General features: G+C 72.1%; 18 protein-coding genes. 9 read left to right on the top strand and 9 right to left on the bottom strand.

Annotation, left to right across the window (positions count from 1 at the left end):
• Window positions 1–57: 57 nt before the first annotated feature.
• From ACQ393_RS15050 to pstB, 7 genes are all read left to right on the top strand, one after another.
• Window positions 58–747: a response regulator transcription factor gene (locus ACQ393_RS15050; RefSeq protein ID WP_400995912.1), complete on the top strand. Its 690-nt coding sequence runs from the start codon at window positions 58–60 to the stop codon at window positions 745–747.
• 45 nt (window positions 748–792) lie between these two features.
• Window positions 793–2,991 carry an RNA degradosome polyphosphate kinase gene (locus tag ACQ393_RS15045; protein WP_430647689.1) on the top strand — a complete coding sequence of 733 codons (2,199 nt, stop codon included), beginning with the start codon at window positions 793–795 and terminating at the stop codon, window positions 2,989–2,991.
• Window positions 2,988–3,932 carry an NUDIX hydrolase gene (locus tag ACQ393_RS15040; RefSeq protein WP_430647688.1) on the top strand — a complete coding sequence of 315 codons (945 nt, stop codon included), beginning with the start codon at window positions 2,988–2,990 and terminating at the stop codon, window positions 3,930–3,932. Before ACQ393_RS15045 ends, ACQ393_RS15040 begins: the two co-directional genes overlap by 4 nt.
• A 222-nt stretch (window positions 3,933–4,154) precedes the next feature.
• Entirely contained in the window at window positions 4,155–5,252 is a 1,098-nt protein-coding gene (locus ACQ393_RS15035; protein WP_430647687.1) for a phosphate ABC transporter substrate-binding protein PstS, read from the top strand.
• Window positions 5,253–5,341: 89 nt separating this feature from the next.
• A complete protein-coding gene (gene pstC, locus ACQ393_RS15030) occupies window positions 5,342–6,280 on the top strand; it encodes a phosphate ABC transporter permease subunit PstC (protein ID WP_430647686.1) in 939 nt (312 codons plus the stop codon).
• Window positions 6,280–7,380 (top strand): phosphate ABC transporter permease PstA, encoded by a 1,101-nt coding sequence (pstA, locus tag ACQ393_RS15025; RefSeq protein ID WP_430647685.1) that lies wholly within the window; start codon window positions 6,280–6,282, stop codon window positions 7,378–7,380. Before pstC ends, pstA begins: the two co-directional genes overlap by 1 nt.
• A gap of 19 nt (window positions 7,381–7,399) precedes the next feature.
• A complete protein-coding gene (pstB, locus tag ACQ393_RS15020; RefSeq protein ID WP_430647684.1) occupies window positions 7,400–8,179 on the top strand; it encodes a phosphate ABC transporter ATP-binding protein PstB in 780 nt (259 codons plus the stop codon).
• 73 nt (window positions 8,180–8,252) lie between these two features.
• Here pstB and ACQ393_RS15015 read toward each other — a convergent pair whose 3' ends face one another.
• The 7 genes from ACQ393_RS15015 to ACQ393_RS14985 all read right to left on the bottom strand — a co-directional run bounded on the left by ACQ393_RS15015 (window position 8,253) and on the right by ACQ393_RS14985 (window position 15,873).
• Window positions 8,253–9,140: an aminodeoxychorismate lyase gene (locus tag ACQ393_RS15015; RefSeq protein WP_430647683.1), complete on the bottom strand. Its 888-nt coding sequence runs from the start codon at window positions 9,138–9,140 to the stop codon at window positions 8,253–8,255.
• A 215-nt stretch (window positions 9,141–9,355) separates the two neighbouring features.
• Window positions 9,356–9,994 (bottom strand): DNA-directed RNA polymerase subunit beta, encoded by a 639-nt coding sequence (locus ACQ393_RS15010; protein WP_430647682.1) that lies wholly within the window; start codon window positions 9,992–9,994, stop codon window positions 9,356–9,358.
• Between the two features lie 688 nt (window positions 9,995–10,682).
• Window positions 10,683–12,137, bottom strand: a complete 1,455-nt coding sequence (locus ACQ393_RS15005; RefSeq protein WP_430647681.1) for a phytoene desaturase family protein — start codon at window positions 12,135–12,137, stop codon at window positions 10,683–10,685.
• A 304-nt stretch (window positions 12,138–12,441) separates the two neighbouring features.
• Window positions 12,442–13,491: an LLM class F420-dependent oxidoreductase gene (locus ACQ393_RS15000; RefSeq protein ID WP_430647680.1), complete on the bottom strand. Its 1,050-nt coding sequence runs from the start codon at window positions 13,489–13,491 to the stop codon at window positions 12,442–12,444.
• Window positions 13,492–13,562: 71 nt separating this feature from the next.
• Complete coding sequence (locus ACQ393_RS14995) at window positions 13,563–14,399, bottom strand: anti-sigma factor domain-containing protein (protein ID WP_430647679.1); 837 nt, start codon at window positions 14,397–14,399, stop codon at window positions 13,563–13,565.
• A complete protein-coding gene (sigK, locus tag ACQ393_RS14990; protein ID WP_430647767.1) occupies window positions 14,396–14,986 on the bottom strand; it encodes an ECF RNA polymerase sigma factor SigK in 591 nt (196 codons plus the stop codon). Before sigK ends, ACQ393_RS14995 begins: the two co-directional genes overlap by 4 nt.
• A 197-nt stretch (window positions 14,987–15,183) precedes the next feature.
• Entirely contained in the window at window positions 15,184–15,873 is a 690-nt protein-coding gene (locus ACQ393_RS14985) for a DedA family protein (protein ID WP_430647678.1), read from the bottom strand.
• A gap of 131 nt (window positions 15,874–16,004) precedes the next feature.
• Here ACQ393_RS14985 and ACQ393_RS14980 point away from each other — a divergent pair, with 131 nt between their 5' ends.
• Window positions 16,005–17,183, top strand: a complete 1,179-nt coding sequence (locus ACQ393_RS14980; RefSeq protein ID WP_430647677.1) for a MarP family serine protease — start codon at window positions 16,005–16,007, stop codon at window positions 17,181–17,183.
• A 48-nt stretch (window positions 17,184–17,231) separates the two neighbouring features.
• Here the strand turns inward: ACQ393_RS14980 and ACQ393_RS14975 are convergent, their stop codons facing one another.
• The gene (locus ACQ393_RS14975) at window positions 17,232–18,158 is read right to left on the bottom strand and encodes an aldose 1-epimerase family protein (RefSeq protein ID WP_430647676.1); all 927 of its coding nucleotides are present in this window, start codon (window positions 18,156–18,158) and stop codon (window positions 17,232–17,234) included.
• Between the two features lie 10 nt (window positions 18,159–18,168).
• Complete coding sequence (locus ACQ393_RS14970; RefSeq protein ID WP_430647675.1) at window positions 18,169–18,984, bottom strand: DeoR/GlpR family DNA-binding transcription regulator; 816 nt, start codon at window positions 18,982–18,984, stop codon at window positions 18,169–18,171.
• An 83-nt stretch (window positions 18,985–19,067) separates the two neighbouring features.
• On the opposite strand from ACQ393_RS14970, the gene galT reads away from it, so the two are divergent.
• A complete protein-coding gene (gene galT / locus ACQ393_RS14965; protein WP_430647674.1) occupies window positions 19,068–20,225 on the top strand; it encodes a galactose-1-phosphate uridylyltransferase in 1,158 nt (385 codons plus the stop codon).
• Window positions 20,226–20,295: the final 70 nt, after the last annotated feature.

The raw sequence follows: 20,295 nt of genomic DNA, 5'->3' as shown, positions 1-20,295 counted from the left end.
TCGCCGGTCGCCCGGCGTCCCGTAGTATTGACCGCACCTTACTACTGGAGGGTGTGCGTGGCGCAGCTGCTGATCCTGACGCCGGCAGCAAACGAAGACGTTCTCCCGGCCCTGTCTCTCCTGACGCATCGGGTGCGCGTGATCCCGGCGTCGCCCGATCAGCTGGTGCGCGCGCCCGAGGCCGACCTCGTCTTCCTCGACGCGCGGACCAACCTGGCCGGCGCGAAGGCGCTCGCGCAGATCCTGCGCACGACCGGGCTCTCGGTGCCCCTCATCCTCGTCGTGACCGAGGGTGGACTCACCGCCGTCACCTCCGACTGGGGCGTCGACGACGTCATCCTCGAGCAGGCGGGCCCCGCCGAGATCGACGCCCGGATCCGACTCGCCCTCGGGCGCGCACAGGCCGCGCAGCCCGCCGAGCGCATCCAGACCTCCGGCGTCGTCATCGACGAGGCGAGCTACTCGGCGAAGGTCCACGGCCGCACGCTCGACCTCACCTACAAGGAGTTCGAGCTGCTCCGCTTCCTCGCGGCGCACCCGTCGCGCGTGTTCACTCGCGAGCAGCTGCTCAGCGAGGTCTGGGGCTACGACTACTTCGGCGGCACACGCACGGTGGACGTGCACGTGCGGCGCCTGCGAGCGAAGCTCGGCGACCTCGACAGCCTCATCGGCACGGTGCGGAACGTCGGCTACCGCTTCAACGTCCACGAGGACGACGAGCAGGACGCGAACGTCACCGCCCGGTGACCTGCGCTTCACCACCGCGTCGCGGGCCGGTGGCATGATGTGTGGATGACCGCGGAGAGCACCCTCGACGACGACCGCACCGCGAGCGACTTCGACGACGACTTCGAGCCGCTCGACATCGACGGCGCGCCCGAGCTCCTCGCCGAGCGCTACCTCGATCGCGAGCTCAGCTGGCTGGCGTTCAACCAGCGCGTGCTCGAACTCGCCGAGGACCCGCGCCTGCCCGTGCTCGAGCGCGCCAACTTCCTCGCCATCTTCGCCTCGAACCTCGACGAGTTCTTCATGGTCCGCGTGGCGGGCCTGAAGCGCCGCATCAACACCGGGCTCGCCGTGCCGACGAACGTCGGACGCACCCCGCACGAGGTGCTCGCCGACATCTCGAAGAAGGCCCACGAACTGCAGACGCGGCACGCCGCCGCGTACCAGGAGCTCGTGAAGCCCGCGCTGGCCGAGGCCGGCATCCGCATCGTCTCCTGGGACGAGCTCGACGACGCGCACCGCGAGCACCTGCACGGCTACTTCAGCTCGCAGATCTTCCCGGTGCTCATGCCGCTCGCGGTCGATCCCGCCCACCCGTTCCCCTACATCTCGGGCCTCTCCCTGAACCTCTCGGTGCGCGTGCGCAACAGCCGCACCGGCCGCCAGGAGTTCGCCCGCGTCAAGGTGCCGCAGATGCTGCCGCGGTTCGTCCGCGTCGACCCGGCCGAGGCCGTCGAGGACGCGAGGTACATCGCCCTCGAGGAGCTCATCGCCAACCACCTCGGCGACCTCTTCCCCGGCATGGAGGTGCTCGACCACCACGTGTTCCGCGTCACGCGCAACGAGGACGTGGAGATCGAGGAGGACGAGACCGAGAACCTCATCAAGGCGCTCGAGAAGGAACTGCTGCGTCGCCGCTTCGGCCCGCCCATCCGGCTCGAGATCTCCGACGACATGGACGAGGTGACGCTCGGCCTCCTCGTCCGGGAGCTGGATGTCACGGAGCAGGAGGTCTACGTCCTGCCCTCCCCGCTCGACCTCGGCGGGCTGTTCGACCTCGCGCGCATCGACCGGCCCGAGCTGCACTACCCGACGCACGTGCCGACCACGAACGCGCAACTGCAGCCGTCCGAGCCGAACCGGCAGGCCGACATCTTCGCCGCGGTCGCCGAGAAGGACGTGCTGCTGCACCATCCGTACGAGTCGTTCGCCACCAGCGTGCAGGCGTTCCTCGAGCAGGCCGCGGCCGATCCCGACGTCCTCGCGATCAAGCAGACCCTCTACCGGACCTCGGGCGACAGCCCGATCGTCGAGGCGCTGATCGACGCCGCCGAGTCGGGCAAGCAGGTGCTCGCGCTCGTCGAGATCAAGGCCCGCTTCGACGAGGCCGCGAACATCACGTGGGCCCGCAAGCTCGAGAAGGCCGGCGTCCACGTCGTCTACGGCCTCGTGGGGCTGAAGACCCACTGCAAGCTCGCGCTCGTCATCCGCCAGGAGAAGACCGGCCTCCGGCACTACAGCCACATCGGCACGGGCAACTACAACCCGAAGACCAGCCGCATCTACGAGGACCTCGGCCTGCTCACCGCCGACGACCAGGTCGGCAAGGACCTCACGCGGCTCTTCAACGAGCTCTCGGGCTACGCGATCGAGAAGAAGTTCAAGCGCCTCCTCGTCGCACCGCTGCACCTCCGCAAGGGACTGCTGAAGCTCATCGCCCAGGAGACCCGGAACGTGCAGGAGGGCGCGCCCGCCGGCATCCGCATCAAGGTCAACTCGATGGTCGACGAGGCGATCATCGACGCGCTCTACCGCGCCTCGAACGCGGGGGTGCCCGTCGAGATCTGGGTGCGCGGCATCTGCAGCCTCCGCCCCGGCATCCCCGGGCTGAGCGAGAACATCACGGTCCGCAGCATCCTGGGGCGCTACCTCGAGCATTCCCGCATCTTCTCGTTCCGGAACGGCGGCGAGCCGGTGACCTACATCGGGTCGGCCGACATGATGCACCGCAACCTCGACCGACGGGTCGAGGCGCTCGTCCGGCTGACCGACCCCGACCACCTCGCGGCGATCGCCGGCCTCTTCGACGAGGCCATGGACGAGCGGACGGCATCGTGGTGGCTCGACGGCGAGGGCACCTGGACGAGGCACTCCACGGATGACGCGGGGCGGCCGCTCGACGACCTGCAGCACCTCCGCATCCAGCGGGTCGCGCAGCGCAGCAAGCGCGTCGCCCAGCGCGCCAGCCGGGCGGCGCGCCGATGAGCCAGGTCGCCACCGCCGTCTACGCGGCCGGCGCCGTCTGCTGGCGCGTCATCGACGGGCGCTTGAACGTGCTCGTCGTGCACCGCACCGTCCACGGCGACGTCACGATCCCCAAGGGGAAGGTCGATCCGGGCGAGACGCTGCCGCAGACCGCCGTCCGCGAGATCGCGGAGGAGACCGGGCTCTCGGTCGCGCTCGGCGTGCCGGTGGGCGTGTCGCGGTACCCCCTCCCGAGCGGTCGGGAGAAGATCGTGCACTACTGGGCCGCCGAGGTCACCGAGAAGGCGATCCAGGCCTCGACGTTCCGCCCGAACGCGGAGATCGCGGCCCTCGAGTGGGTGCCCATCAAGCGCGCCCGCGGGTACCTCACCTACGAGCCCGACCGCGAGATCCTCGACACCTTCGCGGCGCTCGTCGACCAGGGCGTGACCGAGACGTTCGCGCTGATCGTGCTCCGGCACGGCAAGGCGCAGGCCCGATCCTCGTGGAAGGGACCGGACACCGCCCGGCCGCTCGTCGAGCGCGGCGTGCAGCAGGCCGCGGCGCTCGTCGGCACGGTCCTCGCCTGGCGGCCCAGGAAGATCGTCTCGAGCCCGGCCGTCCGGTGCGTGACCACCGTCGCGCCGCTGTCGGCGAAGACGGGGATCCCGGTCAAGCGCGACGACGGCATCAGCCAGGACGCCTGGGAGTCCGGCAACGACGAGGTCCGCCGCGTCATCGGCAAGCGCGTGCGCGTCGGCAAGACCGCGGTGATCTGCGGCCACGGCCCGGTGATGCCGGAGATCATGCGCGAGATCGCGCTGGCCACGGGTACGCCGCTCGGCTCCTACGTGACGGATGCCGCGAACCTCGAGGTCGGCGCCTTCAGCGTCGTCCACCTGTCGAAGTCGAACCCGTCGTCGGGCATCATCGCGATCGAGACGCACGCCCCGGCCGCCTGAGGGATCACCGTGCCCTCGTCGGGGCACTTCACGGCCTGCGAGCACGCCCACCGCGTCCGCGCCGTCACGGCGGACTCACAGCACCGGCATCCCGGCCGGTCAGCCCCAGTTCACCTTCCGTTCACCGTCGTGGGGGACGCTCGTCACGCACGCTGGTTAGCGTCGCAGGCGGGTCGGGCACCCGGCCCCACATCCTGCAATCGAACCCCGGAAGGGAATCACGTGAACCTCAAGCGTTTCGCCGCGCCTGCCGTCATCGCCATGACGGCGGCCCTCGCGCTCAGCTCCTGCGCCGCGAACGAGGGCGGCGCCGACACCGGCGACACCGGCTCGGAGTCGACGCTCTCGGGCAACCTGGTCGGCGCCGGCGCCTCGTCGCAGGACTCGGCCCAGCAGGCGTGGATCGCCGGCTTCCAGACCGCGAACCCCGACGTGACCATCGACTACGACCCGTCGGGCTCCGGCGCCGGTCGCGACACGTTCCTCTCGGGCGCCAGCGACTACGCGGGCTCCGACCGCGCGTTCAACGACGAGGAGATCGCGGCGGGCGGGTTCGCCAAGTGCGCGCCCGACACGAGCGTCGTCGAGCTCCCGCTCTACATCTCGCCGATCGCGGTCATCTTCAACCTCGAGGGCGTCCACACGCTGAACCTCGACGCCGCCACGATCGCCGGCATCTTCGCCGGCGAGATCACCAACTGGAACGACGAGGCGATCGCCGCCGCGAACGAGGGCGTCGAGCTCCCCGACCTCGCGATCACGCCGGTCCATCGTTCGGACGACTCGGGCACCACCGAGAACTTCACCGAGTACCTCGGTGCGACCGCGCCCGACGTGTGGACCTACGAGGCCGACGGCGTCTGGCCGTTCGAGGGCGGCGAGGGCGCACAGGGCACCTCGGGCGTCGTCGACGCGGTGACCAACGGCACCGGCACCATCGGCTACGCCGACGCGTCGCGCGCCGGCGACCTCGGCACCGTCGCGGTCCAGGTCGGCGACGAGTTCGTCGAGTACTCGCCCGAGGCCGCAGCCGCGATCGTGGACGCGTCGCCGTTCGTCGAGGGCCGTGACGAGCACGACCTCGCGATCGAGCTCGACCGCACCTCGGAGGAGGCCGGCGTCTACCCGATCGTCCTCGTCAGCTACCTCATCGCCTGCCAGGAGTACGCGGAGCCCGAGAACGTCGAGCTCGTGAAGGCGTACCTCTCCTACATGGCCAGCGCCGAGGGCCAGGACGTCGCGGCCGAGGCGGCCGGTTCCGCCCCGATCTCCGACTCGCTCCGCGAGAAGGTCACCGCTGCGATCGACTCGATCCAGTAGTGGTTCGTGCCCGGCCCCGGTAGCTTGACGAGCGTCCGGGGCCGGGCACGGCCATGTCCCTCGAACCACCTGACCGGAGGATCTCCCAGATGACCACCGCAGCCGCGCCGATCCGGGCGAAGCAGCGCCCCGGCGACCGCGTCTTCTCCAAGTCGGCGGTGTTCGCCGGCTCGATGATCCTCGTCACGCTCGCCGCGGTCGCGACGTTCCTCATCGTCCAGAGCATCCCCGCGTTCGTCGCCGACAGCGAGGACGCGTCGATCCTCGACTCGAACTTCTGGGCCTACGTCGGCCCGCTCGTCTTCGGCACCGTCTGGGCGGCCGCGCTCGCGTTGCTCATCGCCCTCCCCGTCTCCATCGGGATCGCGCTCTTCATCTCCCACTACGCGCCGCGGCGGCTCGCCTCGGTGCTCGGGTACGTCGTCGACCTGCTGGCCGCCGTGCCGTCGGTCGTGTTCGGCCTCTGGGGCATCGGCGTCCTCGCCCCCGCCATCCAGCCGGTCTACTCCTGGCTGGTGGACAACCTCGGCTGGTTCCCGCTCTTCGCCGGTCCGGTGTCCGGCACGGGTCGCACCATCCTCACCGCCGCGGTCGTGCTGGCGGTCATGATCATCCCCATCATCACGGCCATCTCGCGCGAGGTGTTCCTGCAGACGCCGGTCCTCCACGAGGAGGCTGCGCTCGCCCTCGGCGCGACCCGGTGGGAGATGATCCGCACCGCGGTGCTGCCGTTCGGTCGCCCCGGCATCATCTCGGCCGCCGTGCTCGGCCTCGGCCGCGCGCTCGGCGAGACGATGGCCGTGGCCATGGTCCTGTCCGCGACCGGCGCGGTCACCTTCCAGCTGCTCACCTCGGTGAACCCGTCGACCATCGCCGCGAACATCGCACTGAGCTTCCCCGAGGCCTACGGCATCAACGTCAACGTGCTCATCGCGACCGGCCTCATCCTCTTCATCGTCACCTTCGCGGTGAACGCGATCGCCCGCTGGATCGTCGCTCGCCGTGCCGAGTTCTCGGGAGCGAACTGATGACCACGACGATCACCCCTCCCGAGACGCGCGGCCCGACGGCCGCGCCCGTCAGCAACTCGCTCACCGCGGGCAAGCTGCCGAACGGCGCACCGTGGATGGTGCTCGGCGCGAGCCTCCTCGTGTCGGCCGGCCTGTTCGCCGTGATCGCGTTCGCCGGCGCCGAGTTCAACTGGGTCGGCACGTTCGTGGTGGCCGCCCTCCTCTACGTCGTCACGATCACGCTGCTCTCACGGATCGTCGAGGGGTCGCGCCGGGCGACCGACCGGTTCGTGACCGCGCTCGTGACGGGCGCGTTCCTCCTCGCGATGATCCCGCTCGTGTCGCTGACGATCACCGTGGTGACGCTCGGGCTCAACCGCTTCGATGCCGAGTTCTTCACGTACTCGATGCGCAACGTCACCGGTGAGGGCGGCGGCGCGCTGCACGCGATCACCGGCACGCTGCTGATGACCGGCACCGCCGCGCTCATCTCGATCCCGATCGGCCTGATGACCTCGATCTACCTCGTCGAGTACGGCCGCGGCCGGCTCGCGAGGGGCATCACCTTCCTCGTCGACGTCATGACCGGCATCCCCTCGATCGTCGCGGGCCTGTTCGCCTACGCGCTGTTCGCGATCTTCTGGGGTCCCGGCACGCGCACGGGCATCGCCGGCGCCGTCGCCCTCGCGGTGCTCATGATCCCCGTCGTCGTCCGCTCGAGCGAGGAGATGCTGCGGCTCGTCCCGGTCGAGCTCCGGGAGGCCGCGTACGCCCTCGGCGTGCCGAAGTGGCTGACCATCGTCAAGGTCGTGCTGCCGACCTCGATCGCGGGCATCACGACGGGCATCATGCTCTCGATCGCCCGCGTCATCGGCGAGACCGCACCGCTGCTCATCGCTGCCGGCTTCACGAACAGCATGAACTACGACATGACGGAGGGTCGCATGCAGTCGCTGCCCGTCTTCGTCTACACCCAGTACGCCAACCAGGGGAACCCGCCCGAGGCGTACCTCGACCGCGCGTGGGCCGCCGCCCTCACGCTCATCCTCATCGTCATGGTGCTGAACCTCGTCGCCCGGCTCGTCGCGCGGTTCTTCGCCCCCAAGTACGGTCGCTGACCCCCAGATAGGAACCGAAGTGTCCAAGCGCATCGAAGTCCGAGACCTGAACGTCTACTACAGCAAGTTCCTGGCCGTCGAGGGCGTCTCCCTCGAGATCGAGCCCCGCAGCGTGACGGCGTTCATCGGCCCGTCGGGCTGCGGCAAGTCGACCTTCCTCCGCACGCTCAACCGCATGCACGAGGTCATCCCCGGCGCGCGCGTCGAGGGCGAGGTGCTCATCGACGGGAACAACCTCTACGACCCCGAGGTCGACCCCGTGCTCGTGCGCCGCCAGGTCGGCATGGTCTTCCAGCGCCCCAATCCGTTCCCGACGATGTCGATCAAGGAGAACGTGCTCGCGGGCGTCAAGCTCAACAACAAGCGCATCTCGAAGTCCGACGCCGACGACCTCGTCGAGCGGTCGCTCCAGGGCGCGAACCTCTGGAACGAGGTCAAGGACCGGCTCGACCGCCCCGGCTCGGGCCTGTCGGGCGGCCAGCAGCAGCGTCTCTGCATCGCCCGCGCCATCGCGGTCTCGCCCGAGGTCATCCTCATGGACGAGCCCTGCTCCGCCCTCGACCCCATCTCGACGCTCGCGATCGAGGACCTCATCGAGGAGCTCAAGCAGGAGTACACGATCGTGATCGTGACCCACAACATGCAGCAGGCCTCGCGCGTCTCCGACAAGACCGCGTTCTTCAACATCGCGGGCACCGGCAAGCCCGGCAAGCTCATCGAGTACGACGAGACGACGACGATCTTCTCGAACCCGACCGAGAAGGCCACGGAGGACTACGTCTCCGGCCGCTTCGGGTGACGTTCGCCGCTCGCGACTCGCGGCCCGGTCCCGATTCCCGGGGCCGGGCCGTCGCCGTGGTAGCGGTCGCTGGTCAGTCGCGCGGGCTCAGGAGGTAGGCGTTCAGCGCGGCGGTCTCGTCCGCGTCGACGGTGAGCGGCGTGCCGTCGAGCTCCACGATCGGCGCCGCCATGCGCACGCTCGACACGAGCCACGCGGCATCCGCTCGCCCCAGCTCGTCGAGTGCCAGGTCGCGGTACGAGACGCTGCGCCCCTGCGACTCGAGGTGCGCGAAGATGCTGCGCTGGGTGGTGCCGTGCAGGATGCCGGCCGCCGGCGGCGGCGTGACGAACTCGTCGCCGATCCGCGCGATCACGCTGGACGTGGGTCCTTCGAGCACGAATCCGTCGGACGAGGTGAAGACCGCGTCATCCGCGCCGCGCCGCTTCGCCTCACGGATCGCCGCCATGTTCGCCGCGTAGCTCAGGGTCTTGGCGCCGAGCAGCAGCCAGGGCGCCCGCTCCCCCGCACCGCGCGACACGCCGCGGTCGAGGCTGACGACGCGGATGCCGCGCTCCCGTGCCGCGGTGAAGTCCGCGCCCGGCGTCACGTGCACCCAGCCGGTGGGCCTCGTCCCCGGGTCCACTCCGCGGCTCACGGCGATCTTCAGGGCGTACTCGCCGTCGGCGGGAACGCGTTCGGCCGCGCGCCGGATCACCAGCCGCCACTGCTCGAGGTTGGGCTCCGGCAGCTCGGTGAGTCGCGCCGAGTTCGCCAGTCGGGCGAGGTGCGGGCCGACCTCCTGCACGTGCCCGTCGACGACCGCGAGGGTCTCGAAGATCCCGTCGCCGCGATGCGGCGCGAGGTCGTTCACGGCGAGCGCGCCGGAGCCCGGCTCGATCTCGCGGAAGGACGCCTCGAGGAACTCGGTCGACGCATCGACGGGCAGCGGGTCGACGAGGAACGAGACGGTGTCGGCCATCCCTCGATGCTACGCCGGGCGGGTCGGGGACGTGGACCGGCCGAGGTTGCGGTCGCGGGTGCGACGCCGGGGCACGAAGATGGCCGGCCGCAGAACGCCTCTCGGCGCGAGGCCGCTCGAAGCGGCGAATATTGGAGCCCGGGGTTACTGCGACCGGCCACGAACAGTCTAAACGAGGCCCGCCGCGGGTCTATTCCCCGGCGCTCGGCTCGCGTTCAGTCGAGGCTGTCATGGCGCCAGAGCCGGGCGCACGCAGCGAGTTCCTCGGCGAGCGCCGAGAGGCGGAGGGCACGCTGGGTGAGCATGCCCGGACGGTCGGGGTGCACGGCATCCGCGGCATCCGCGTCGTCGGCGAGACTCGCGAACCCGGCCGCCGCGACCCGGCAGAACGCCGTCGCGCGCTCGAGCGCGGCGGCGAAGTCGCCGGAGAACACGCCGCGCAGGATCGTGTCGGCCAGCTCGCGCACCTCGGCGGGGCCGGCGGGGGTCGGTGCGCCGGCGACGACCGGATCGATGGTGTGCGAGACCTCGGTGCCGCGCTGGAAGGCGAGGCTCACGCCCTGTGCGTCCTGTCGGATCATGGTGCGCAGCAGGTAGATGCGCCACAGCGCGCCCGGCAGGCTCTTCGGCGAGGCCTGCGACCACAGTTCGGCGATCGCGTCGATGCCGTGCTCGTCGGTGTACGACACCAGCCGGGCGACGACCTCGGGATCGGGGTCGTCCCGCACGCGGGAGAGGACCGCCGCCGCCGTGTCGTGCGCGACGCGGCTCACGTACGCCGGGTCCTCGGCGCCCAGGTACCCCTCGAACATGCGAGGGGGGAAGCGCGTGGGGCGGTGGAAGTCTGCGGTCATCGCGGACACGATACCCCGGCGGTCCGGGAACCGCCCGGGTCGGACCGGTGTTCCGCGGGGAGCGGAATCGAGCCTGCCGCAATCGGTCGTCGAGCCCGCGTCGACTGCGTCGCTCCTGCACGGAGCGTGGATCGCCAGTTCGATCCCATCCGCTCGGAGGTGATGATCGCGTGGCAGTTCCGACACCGCACATCGCACGTCGCGATCTCGTCGGATACCCGTTCCCAGGAGTACGCCGCCTTGGCGAGCTTCATGACCTCCCCGACCTGTTCCGTCCCTGCCGACACCGCCCCGCCGGTCCCCGGCCCGACCGACCGGAGGCCCCAGGAGCCACTCCTCCGCCTGTTAGGGTGGTCACGCCCCTATAGCTCAGTTGGTTAGAGCAACGGACTTCAACAGAACACAGGAGCGTCATCGCAGAAATGCGGTGGATGTACGCCGCTATATGCTGGGACCCCCTGAGAGCCCGAGGTACTCGCCCGACCGGGCAGTGACAATCCGAGGGATTGGGCGATCAGCAGGTAACCGAAAGGGAACCTCAGAGACTACACGCGGCGCACCTGACCGGCTCGGCCGAAGGTGAAGATATAGTCCAGACTGCAAGCCGTTCGCGGTGGCTGGGGAAACTCAGTGCAGCAGGTTAATCCGTGGGTCCAGGGTTCGAGTCCCTGTGGGGGCACCTCCGACGTCACGGCGCGAGCCGCGGCATCCCGAGTCCGAACTCGTGCCGCAGCGCGCTCGCGGCCGCGTGCCAGCCGGCGAGGCCGTGCACGCCGGGACCCGGCGGCGTCGAGGCCGAGGCGAGGTAGACGCCGGCGAGCGGCGTGCGCCAGGGGTCGGGCGAGAGCACCGGGCGGCGCACCAGTTGCGCGAGCGACGGGGCGCCCGAGGCGATGTCGCCGCCGATGTAGTTGGCGTTCTCGGCCTCCATGCGCGCCGCCGAGCGCGACGACGTCGCGAGCACGAGGTCGCGGAAGCCCGGCGCGAAGCGTTCGATCTGCCGCGTGACGGCCTCGGTCGGGTCGAGCGTCGACCCGGCTGGGACGTGCGTGTACGTCCACAGCACGTGCCGACCGGCGGGCGCGCGCGTGTCGTCGAGCGTCGACGGCTGCGACACCAGCACGTACGGTGACGACGGATGACGCCCGCGCGCGACGTCGCGCTCGCCCGCGGCGATCTCCTCCCGCGAGCCGCCGAGGTGCAGCGTGCCGGCTCCGGCGAGGTCCGGGTTCGCCCACGGCACCGGGCCGGCGAGCGCGAAGTCGACCTTCGCCGCGGCGTTGCCGTACCGGAACCCGCGCAGCGCCCGCCGGTACCGTGCGGGCACCCGGTCGCCGGCGAGTCGCGCGAGCGCACGCGGCGTCACGTCGAGCACGACGACGTGCGCCGGCGGCAGGGCAGCGAGGTCGTCGACCGCGGCATCCGTCACGACCTCGCCGCCGTGCGCGACGAGGTCGTCGACGAGCGCGGCGACGATCGCGCCGCTGCCGCCGACGGGGACCGGCCAGCCCCGGGCGTGGGCGTGCATGGTGAGGACGAGGCCGGCGCCGGCCGTTCCGAGGCTCGGCAGCGGGCGGATCGCGTGCGCCGCGACGCCCGTGAGCATCGCGGGTGCCACGTCGTCGTGGAACCGCAGGTTCCACGCCCCCGTGCCCTGCTCGATCGCCCGCAGCCCGAAGCGCGCGGCGACGAGCGGATGGCGTGGCACGCGGACGAGCGTCGACCCCGTGAACTCGCTCACCTCCTCCTCCTGCGCGACGAGCGGGGCGACGAGGCGCCGGTACGACCGGCCGTCGCGTCCGAGGCCGTCGACAGCGCGGTCGAGGTCGCGCCACGCGATGCCCGCGCGCCCGCCGTCGAGCGGATGGCCGAACGAGATCTCGGGCACCCGGAGCTCGATGCGACGCTCGAGCCCGAACGCGCGGAAGAAGGGTGAGGCGAGCGCCATCGGGTGGACCGCGGAGCACACGTCGTGTCGGAACCCGGGGAGCGTGAGCTCGGCCGTCCGCGAGCCGCCGCCCGGCTCGGCGGCCGCCTCGAAGACGCGGACCGAGAGTCCCGCGCGCGCCAGCGTGACCGCCGCGGCGAGTCCGTTGGGCCCCGATCCCACCACGACCGCGTCGACGGCGTCGCTGCGAGCCATCCGACCTCCCGTCCACGGGAGCGGGCGTGCTCCCCGGTGGCCACCATGATGTCACGCGACGACCGGACGGCGGCGGACCGGGCACCGCCGTGGGGGATCGAGGACGTGGAGGGCCTCGATGCCCCGACGCGGCGGCTCCTCCCCAGGATTCCCCTTCCGCACTGCCAGGTGCGGTGCACCGAGCGTACGTCCGAGGTGCCGTGCGGGGAACACCCTCGAACTGGGGAGTGACTGGCGGACGAAGGCGGCGTAGCGCAGCGGCCGCCGACCCGCCGACCCGGAGAGCGGCCGGCGCGACGGCGGATCAGCCGACGATGCGGCGGAGCCCCGACATCAGCGCGAGACGCTCCTCGGCGTCGCGGCCGAGGGGCGTGACGTTGAGCGTCGTGACCCCGGCCCGAGCGAACGCGGCGACGCGCTCGGCGATCTCGGCGGCCGACCCGATCAGCGAGATCGCGCGCACGAGCTCGTCGGGCACGGCCGCGATCGCCTCCTCGCGCCGACCGTCGAGGTAGAGGTCCTGGATCCGCTCGGCCTCGGCCCGGAAGCCGTAGCTCGAGATGAGGTCGTTGTAGAAGTTCCGGCCGCGCGCACCCATGCCGCCGATGTACAGCCCGAGGTTCGGCTTCTGCGCGGCGATCGCGGCCTCGACGAGCTCGGGCCGGTCGGTGATGGCGAGCGCCGGGCTCGCGAAGACGTCGAGCGCCCCCAGCTCGGGGGCGCGACGGGCGCGGCCGGCCGCGAGCGAGGCGCCCCACACGTCGGCCGCCCGCTCGGGGTGGAAGAACATCGGCAGCCAGCCCTCGGCGATCTCGGCGGTCTGCTCGACCGACTTCGGGCCGAGCGAGGCGATCGTGATCGGGATCCGCTCGCGCACCGGCTCGTTGATGAGCTTCAGCGGCTTGCCGAGCCCCGTGCCCTGGCCGGCCGGGAGCGGGATCGTGTAGTTCCGACCCTCGTGCACGACGCGTTCGCGTCGCCACACCATGCGGCAGACGTCGACGATCTCGCGCATGCGGCCGAGCGGCGCGTCGTACGGGACGCCGTGGAAGCCCTCGATGACCTGCGGTCCCGACGCGCCGATGCCCAGCTCGAACCGGCCCTCCGACACGAAGTCGAGGCCGGCCGCGGTCATGGCGGTGAGCGAGGGCGTGCGCGTGTAGAGCTGCAGGATGCCGCTCATGAGCGACATCCGCGTGGTCCGCGCCGCGAGGAACCCGAGCTGGCTCACCGCGTCGAACGAGTACACCTCGGGGACGACGACCAGGTCGACGCCCGCGCGCTCGAGTTCCGCGACCTCGGCGGCGGCCTCGCGGAAGCCGCCGGCATAGCTCAGGAACATGCCGATGCGCATGCGTCGCTCCTCGTCGTCGGGGGGTGGTGTCGTGGCGGGCGCGCGGCCCCCTCAGACCCTAACCGACCGGATCAGGTCTCGACGACGACGACCGGCTCGGTGGTGGGCGCCTCGGAGCCGCCCGCGGGTTCGACCGTCATGCCGACGATGACCCCGGGTCTGAACTGGCCGTCGAGCACGACGTACGCGGCCCCGTCGTCGGGGTCGAAGGTGCCGGCCGGCGTCGCTCCGGACGCGTCGATGTACCAGAGCTCGTACGTCGAGTCGGCGCCGACCTCGGGCAGGCCGGAGGCGCGTACGGCCGATTCGCCGAGCTGCTCCGACCACACGACCGTCACCTCGCCGCCGTCGGCCGCGGCGACGGTCGCGGATCGGGCGTCGGGTGCCGAGGCGATCGCCTGCACCTCGCGCTGCGCTCCCCACCCGGCCGGTCCGGGCCAGTTGACCCCCACGATCGCGCCCGCGACGAGCAGCACGGCGGCCGCGACGGCCGCGACGATCGCGGCCGGTCGCTGGAACCACCGGCGGCGGGCCTCGCGTTCCACCGGTCCGGCCACGGATGCCGCGGGCTGCGGGTCGCGGGCAGCGTTGGCGCCTGCGCCGGCAGCGGCAACGGCCGCCCGCTCGGCCGCCTCGACCCCTGTGACGGGCACCTGCGCCACCTCGTCGAGCCGGTCGAGGATCGAATCCTTCATCGTGGGCGGCGGCGACACGGGCTCGACGGCTTCGGCGAGCGCGGCCGCCGCCTCGAGCCGTGCCGCGACCTCTGCGCGAAGCTCGGGCGACTCCGCGAGGCGCGCCTCGACGATCGCACGCTCCTCGTCGCTCACGGCGTCGAGCGCGTAGGCGTCGAGCAGCCCGTCCAGGTCCTCGCGCTCCCGGCGCTCGCGGAACTCGGGGTCGGTCATGCGCTCACCCCCATGGCTCGGCGCAGGCGGATCAGGCCGTCGCGCATCCTGCTCTTCACGGTGCCGAGCGGAACGTCGAGCCGCTCGGCGATCTCGGACTGCGTCAGCCCGCCGTAGTAGGCGAGCGTCACGCACTCCCGCTGGAGGTCGCTGAGCTCGGCCAGGGCCTCGGCGGCCCGTTCGTGGTCGAGGCGGACCTCGACCGCCTCCGCCACGCTGTCCACCGGGACGTCGAGGTCGCGCGCGCCGATCCGCGCGTCGCGGTCGCGAGCGGACTGCGCCGACCGCACCCGGTCGACCGCGCGACGGTGCGCGAGGGTGAACATCCAGGAGATCGCCGATCCGCGTGAGGCGTCGAATCGGGGGGCGGTCTGCCACACTTCGAGGAAGACGTCCTGGGCGACCTCCTCGGCCTGCGCCGGATCGATCACGACCCGGCGCACGAGTCCGAAGATGCGCGCGGCCGTGCGGTCGTAGAGTTCGCCGAACGCGGCTCGGTCCCCCGAGCCGGTCGCGCTGAGCAGGTCATCGACGGTCGGGGCGGATGCCGCGGGCTCGTGCTCGCCGTCCGTCACAGGTCCCAGCATGGCAGACGGCCCGGGTCGCAGCGGCCTGACGGCCGACATCGGGACCCGGGCGACCGGGCGCTCGGACTGGACGACGGTCATTCGATGCTCCTGGGGTGCGGTCGTGCACCCGTGGTTCGGTGCGGAGCGCGGCGAGGATCGGACCGGCCGTCGGTCGGACGGTGCCGGTGCCGGTGCCGGTGCCGGCCGTGGCCGGGCTAGATGCCGCCCGGAGCCTCCTCGCCGGCCGCGACGCGGCGGCGGTGCTCGCGGATGCGGACGACCCGCTTGGCGACGAAGGCGGCGACGGCGAGCACCGCGGCCGCGATCACGACGACCTGGAACCCGTCGGCCCACGGCTCGACGACGTGCCAGTTCTCGCCGAGGAGGTAGCCGGCGAGCACGAACACGGTGTTCCAGATGACGCTGCCGAGCGTCGTGAGCACGAGGAACCACGCGACCGGCATCCGCGTGACGCCGGCCGGGATCGAGACGAGGCTGCGGAAGATCGGGATCATGCGGCCGAAGAAGACGGCCTTCCGGCCGTGGCGGTCGAACCAGGCCTCGGTGCGGTCGACGTCCGCGACGTCCACCAGGGGCACGGCCTTGACGAGCGCGCGCGTGCGCGCCCGCCCGAGGAGCGCCCCGACCAGGTAGAGGGCGAGGGCGCCGACGACCGATCCCAGCGTCGTCCACACGAGGACCTCGACGAGGCCGAACGAGCCGCGGCTCGCGGTGAAGCCCGCGAGCGGCAGGATGACCTCGCTCGGCAGCGGTGGGAAGAGGTTCTCGAGCGCGATCGCGAGTCCGGCACCGGGGGCGCCGAGGGTCTCCATGAGGTCGACCGCCCACGCGGCGAGCCCGGTGAGCTCGGTATCGGCGGCGGCACGCAGGGATGTCGTCGTCATGCATCCGACGCTAGGCGATGCCGGCTGGGCGAACAGTGGGGATGACCCCCGGATCCGGCCCGGGGCGCCCTCAGCCTGCTCCGAGGCGGATGCGACAGGCTGGACCTCCGGCAGATCGGAGCAGTCCCCGCATGACCTGGAGCCTCGTCCTCGACATCCTGCTCGTGCTCGTCCTCATCGGCGCGCTCGTGCACGGCTGGCGTGCCGGCCTGCTCCGCACCCTCGGCGGGCTGCTCGGCTTGGTCGCGGGCGGGATCGGCGCGTACTTCGCGATGCCGTGGGTCGTCTCGTTCGTCGCCGCGCCCGAGTGGCGTGCGCCGATCGCGATCGCCGTCGCGGTGCTGCTCCTCGTCGCCGGCGCGTCGATCGGCGGCGCGATCGGCCGTGCGCTCGGCCGGGGCGCCGACGCCGTGAAGCTCGGCCCGATCGACCGGGTGCTCGGCGCGATCGTGAACACCATGGTCACGGCCTTCGTCATCGCCCTCGTGGCCTCGGGCGTCGGCTCGATGGGCGTGCCCGTCGTCTCGCCCGCGGTCGCCGGCTCGTGGGTGGTCCGCGGCATCGACCAGGTGACGCCGCAACCCGCGCGCACCCTCATGGCGGAGCTCCGCACCGCCGCGTTCGGCGAGGCGATCCCCTGGCTGACTGGCGTGCTCGACGGGCCGACCGTCGCGCCGGAACTGCCGTCGGGCGGCGTCGACGATCCCGAGTTGAACGCGGCGGCGGCATCGGTGGTCAGGGTCACGGGCCTCGCCTTCGAATGCGGCGGCAACCTCACCGGATCCGGATTCGTCGTCGCACCGGATCGCATCGTGACGAACGCGCACGTGGTCGCGGGCGTCACCGAGCCGATCGTCGAGGCGCCGGGCCGGGGACCGATCGCGGGGCGCGTGGTCGCGTTCGACCCGGACGCGGACCTCGCCGTGGTCGCGGTCGACGGGCTCGATGTCGCGCCGCTCGACATCGCCGACGCCCCCGGCGCCGACACCGACGTGGCGGTGGCGGGCTATCCGTTCGGCGGGCCGCTCGAACTGCGCGCCGCGCGGGTCATGGCGAACGGCCCGATCACCATCTCGATCGACGGCGACAGCACCTCGCGCGACGTCGTGACGCTCGCGGCCGACGTGGACCACGGCAACTCCGGCGGTCCCGTGCTCACGGGCGACGGCGAGGTCGGCGGCGTCGTGTTCGCGAAGTCGCAGACGGTCGACAACGTCGGCTTCGCGGTGCCCGTCGGCACGCTCGAGCCGCTCGCCGACGAGGCTTCGTCGCTCAGCGAGCGCGTCGACTCGGGCAGCTGCGCCTTCTGACGGGGGTCCGGGCGGGACCTCCGGGCCGGCACGCGGCCGGCACCGGCCTCACTCGGCGGTGAACCCCGCGAAGCGGATGCCCCAGCTCAGCTCCCACTGCTCGCCGGGGTCGAGCCAGCGCAGCCCCTTGCCGGAGTTGAACGCCTCGGCCGGCGCGGTCATCGGCTCGACCGCGATCGCCCGGCTCTCGCCGGGGTAGGCATCGGTCGTGAACACCTGCACGTACGCGAACTCGTCGTCGGCCCAGACCGAGACCGTCCGCCCGTCCGGCGCGACGAGCGTGTGCTCGACCGTGCCGTCGACCGAGGCGACCTCGCCGAACGCGTCGTCGAGGTCGACGTCGCCGACGCGGCGCCCCTCGCGGAAGTCCCACTCGGTGCCGTCGACCGGGACCTCGCCCGTCGGCAGCAGCCGCTCGTCGACCTCGAGATGGCTCGCGGCGTCGAGCCGCAGCACCAGCTCCTCCGTGGGCACCCCGCCGATCTTGAGGAAGGGGTGCGTGCCGACGGCGACGGGGGCGGGCTCGGCGCCCACGTTCTCGAGGAAGTGCGTGACCTTGAGTCCGTCCGAGACGAGCTCGTACCGCACCGCGGTGCGGACGAGGAACGGGTAGCCCAGCTGCGGGAAGATCGTGGCCGCGAGCGTGACCGAGTCGCGGTCCTGTTCGACCGGCGCGTACTCGGTGTACCGCAGGAGCCCGTGGATCGCGTTCTGCCGCGCGGGCTCGGTGATCGCGAGCTGGTGCGTCCGCTCGCCGTGGCGCCACACGCCGTCCCGGATCCGGTTCGGCCACGGCACGAGCACGATGCCGGACCCGGAGGGCGGGGTCTGGTCCTCGCCGTACGAGGGGACGAGGTCGATCCCGTTGATGGTGAGGGAGCGCAGGCCGGCGGCGACGGCGGTGACGGTCGCCCGGACGTCGCCGGTGGAGGTGGTCGTCTCGAGCTCGAATTGATCGCCCGTGGGGAGATTCATGCACTCCACCCTAGGGCCGCTCGGCGGGTCGGGCGACGACCACCTCGAGCCCGGCGTCGCGGAGCTCGCCGAGGAGCACCGCGGGGGCCGCGGCATCCGTCACCAGCGCGTCGAACGCGTCGACCGGGGCGATGCGCCCGAGGTGGACCTCGCCGAGCTTCGAGGCGTCGGCCACGACGACGACGCGCGCGGCGCGCCGCAGCATGAGCGACTTGACGGATGCCTCGGGCAGGTTGGCGTTCGTCACGCCGAGCCGCGGGTCGACGCCGTTGCACCCGATCACGGCGAGGTCGACGTGCACCTCGTCGAGGACCGAGCCCGCCAGCGGGTGCACCAGCGAGTGCTGCCTCGGACGGAGGGTCCCGCCGGTCACGACGACCGTGAAGCGCGGGATCTCGGGCTCGAGCTCGAGCGCGATCGAGAGGCCGTTGGTGAAGATCGTGACGTCGTCGAGGTCGTCGCGGGCGCGGAGCGCGCGCGCGACCTGGAGCGTGGTGGTCCCGACGTCGAGGATGACGCTCTGCCCGCTCCGGACGAGGGCGGCGGCGCGTTCGCCGATGAGCTGCTTCGGCACGACGGATGCCGCGAGCGCCTCCTCGAAGCTCGGCTCGCGATCGGGCCTCGGCTCGGCGGCGCCGGCCCCGGAGGGCACGGCACCGCCGTGGACCCGTCTCACCACGCCGGCGCGCTCGAGCGCGTCGAGGTCGCCGCGCGCGGTGACCGGGGTCACGCCGAACGACTCGCTGAGCTCGACGACGCGCACGAACCCGCGCTCGGTGACGAGGTCGGCGGTGAGTCGGCGGCGGTGGGCGACGTCGGGCTGCATGAGGACCAGTGTGCGCGCGGCATCCGTACTTTGCAATACGAAACCCACTTGTTTCTGAAACGAAAGTCGCGTACCGTGGCGCCGTGCACCAGACCGAACCCGGCCTCCTCGATCCGCGCATCGCCGTGCGCCGCTCGACGCTCGCCGACGGCCGCGAGCTCCTCTACTTCGACGACGCCGACACGACCCTCCCCGCCGAGCGCGCGGTCGACGCCCGCGCCCTCGACCCGCGGCCCGCCGTCGCCGAGATGCGGCAGGACCCGCTCACGGGCGAATGGGTCTCGATCGCCGCGGCCCGCCAGAACCGCGTGTTCCTGCCCCCGGCCGACGCCGACCCACTCGCGCCGCAGACCGCGACGAACCCGTCCGAGATCCCGAGCAGCTACGACGTCGCCGTGTTCGAGAACCGTTCGCCGTCGTTCGGGCCCGACCTGCCCGACTGGCCGGTCGACGGTACGACGGATGCCGCGGCATCCGCCCTCGCCGACGTTCGCGCCGTCGGACTCGAGCGCCGACTGCCCTCGCACGGCCGGTGCGAGGTCGTGTGCTTCAGCCCCGAGCACGAGGGCTCGTTCGGAACGCAGACCGTCTCGCGGGCCCGCACGGTCATCGAGGCGTGGGCGCACCGGACCGCCGCACTGTCGGCGCTGCCCGGCGTGCAGCAGGTGTTCCCGTTCGAGAACCGCGGCCGCGAGATCGGCGTGACGCTCCCCCACCCGCACGGCCAGATCTACGCCTACCCCTACGTGACGCCGCGCACCGAGCGGCTGCTCGCCGCGATCGACGCCTACGGGCCCTCGCTCCAGGCCGACGTGCTCGAGCGCGAGCGCTCCGGCGAGCGCCTGCTCCTCGCGGGCGAGCACTGGACCGCCTACGTGCCGTTCGCGGCGCGCTGGCCGATCGAGGTGCACCTCGTGCCGAACCGGCACGTGCCCGACCTCGCCGCGACCACCGCCGAGGAGCGCGACGAGCTCTCGCGCGTGTACCTGCGGCTCCTCCGCAGCGTCGACCGGCTGTACGACACGCCCACGCCGTACATCGCCGCGTGGCACCAGGCGCCGGTGCACGAGCACCGCGACGACGTGCGGCTCACCATGCAGTTGACGAGCCCGCGGCGCGCCGCCGACCGCTTGAAGTACCTCGCAGGGTCCGAGGCCGCCATGGGCGCCTGGATCGGCGACGTGCCGCCCGAGGCGCAGGCCGCCGCACTGCGCACCGCCATCGAAGGAGTGGACCCGTGACCGACGCCGTGGCCTCCGCCCAGCACCTGTTCGCCGAGCAGTACGGCCGCCGCCCCGCGGGCGTCTGGTC

The organism is Agromyces sp. GXS1127, assembly GCF_050565425.1.
Lineage (GTDB): Bacteria > Actinomycetota > Actinomycetes > Actinomycetales > Microbacteriaceae > Agromyces.
Note: the sequence above shows the minus strand (reverse complement) of the source record. Positions and strands in the feature narration are given on the sequence as shown.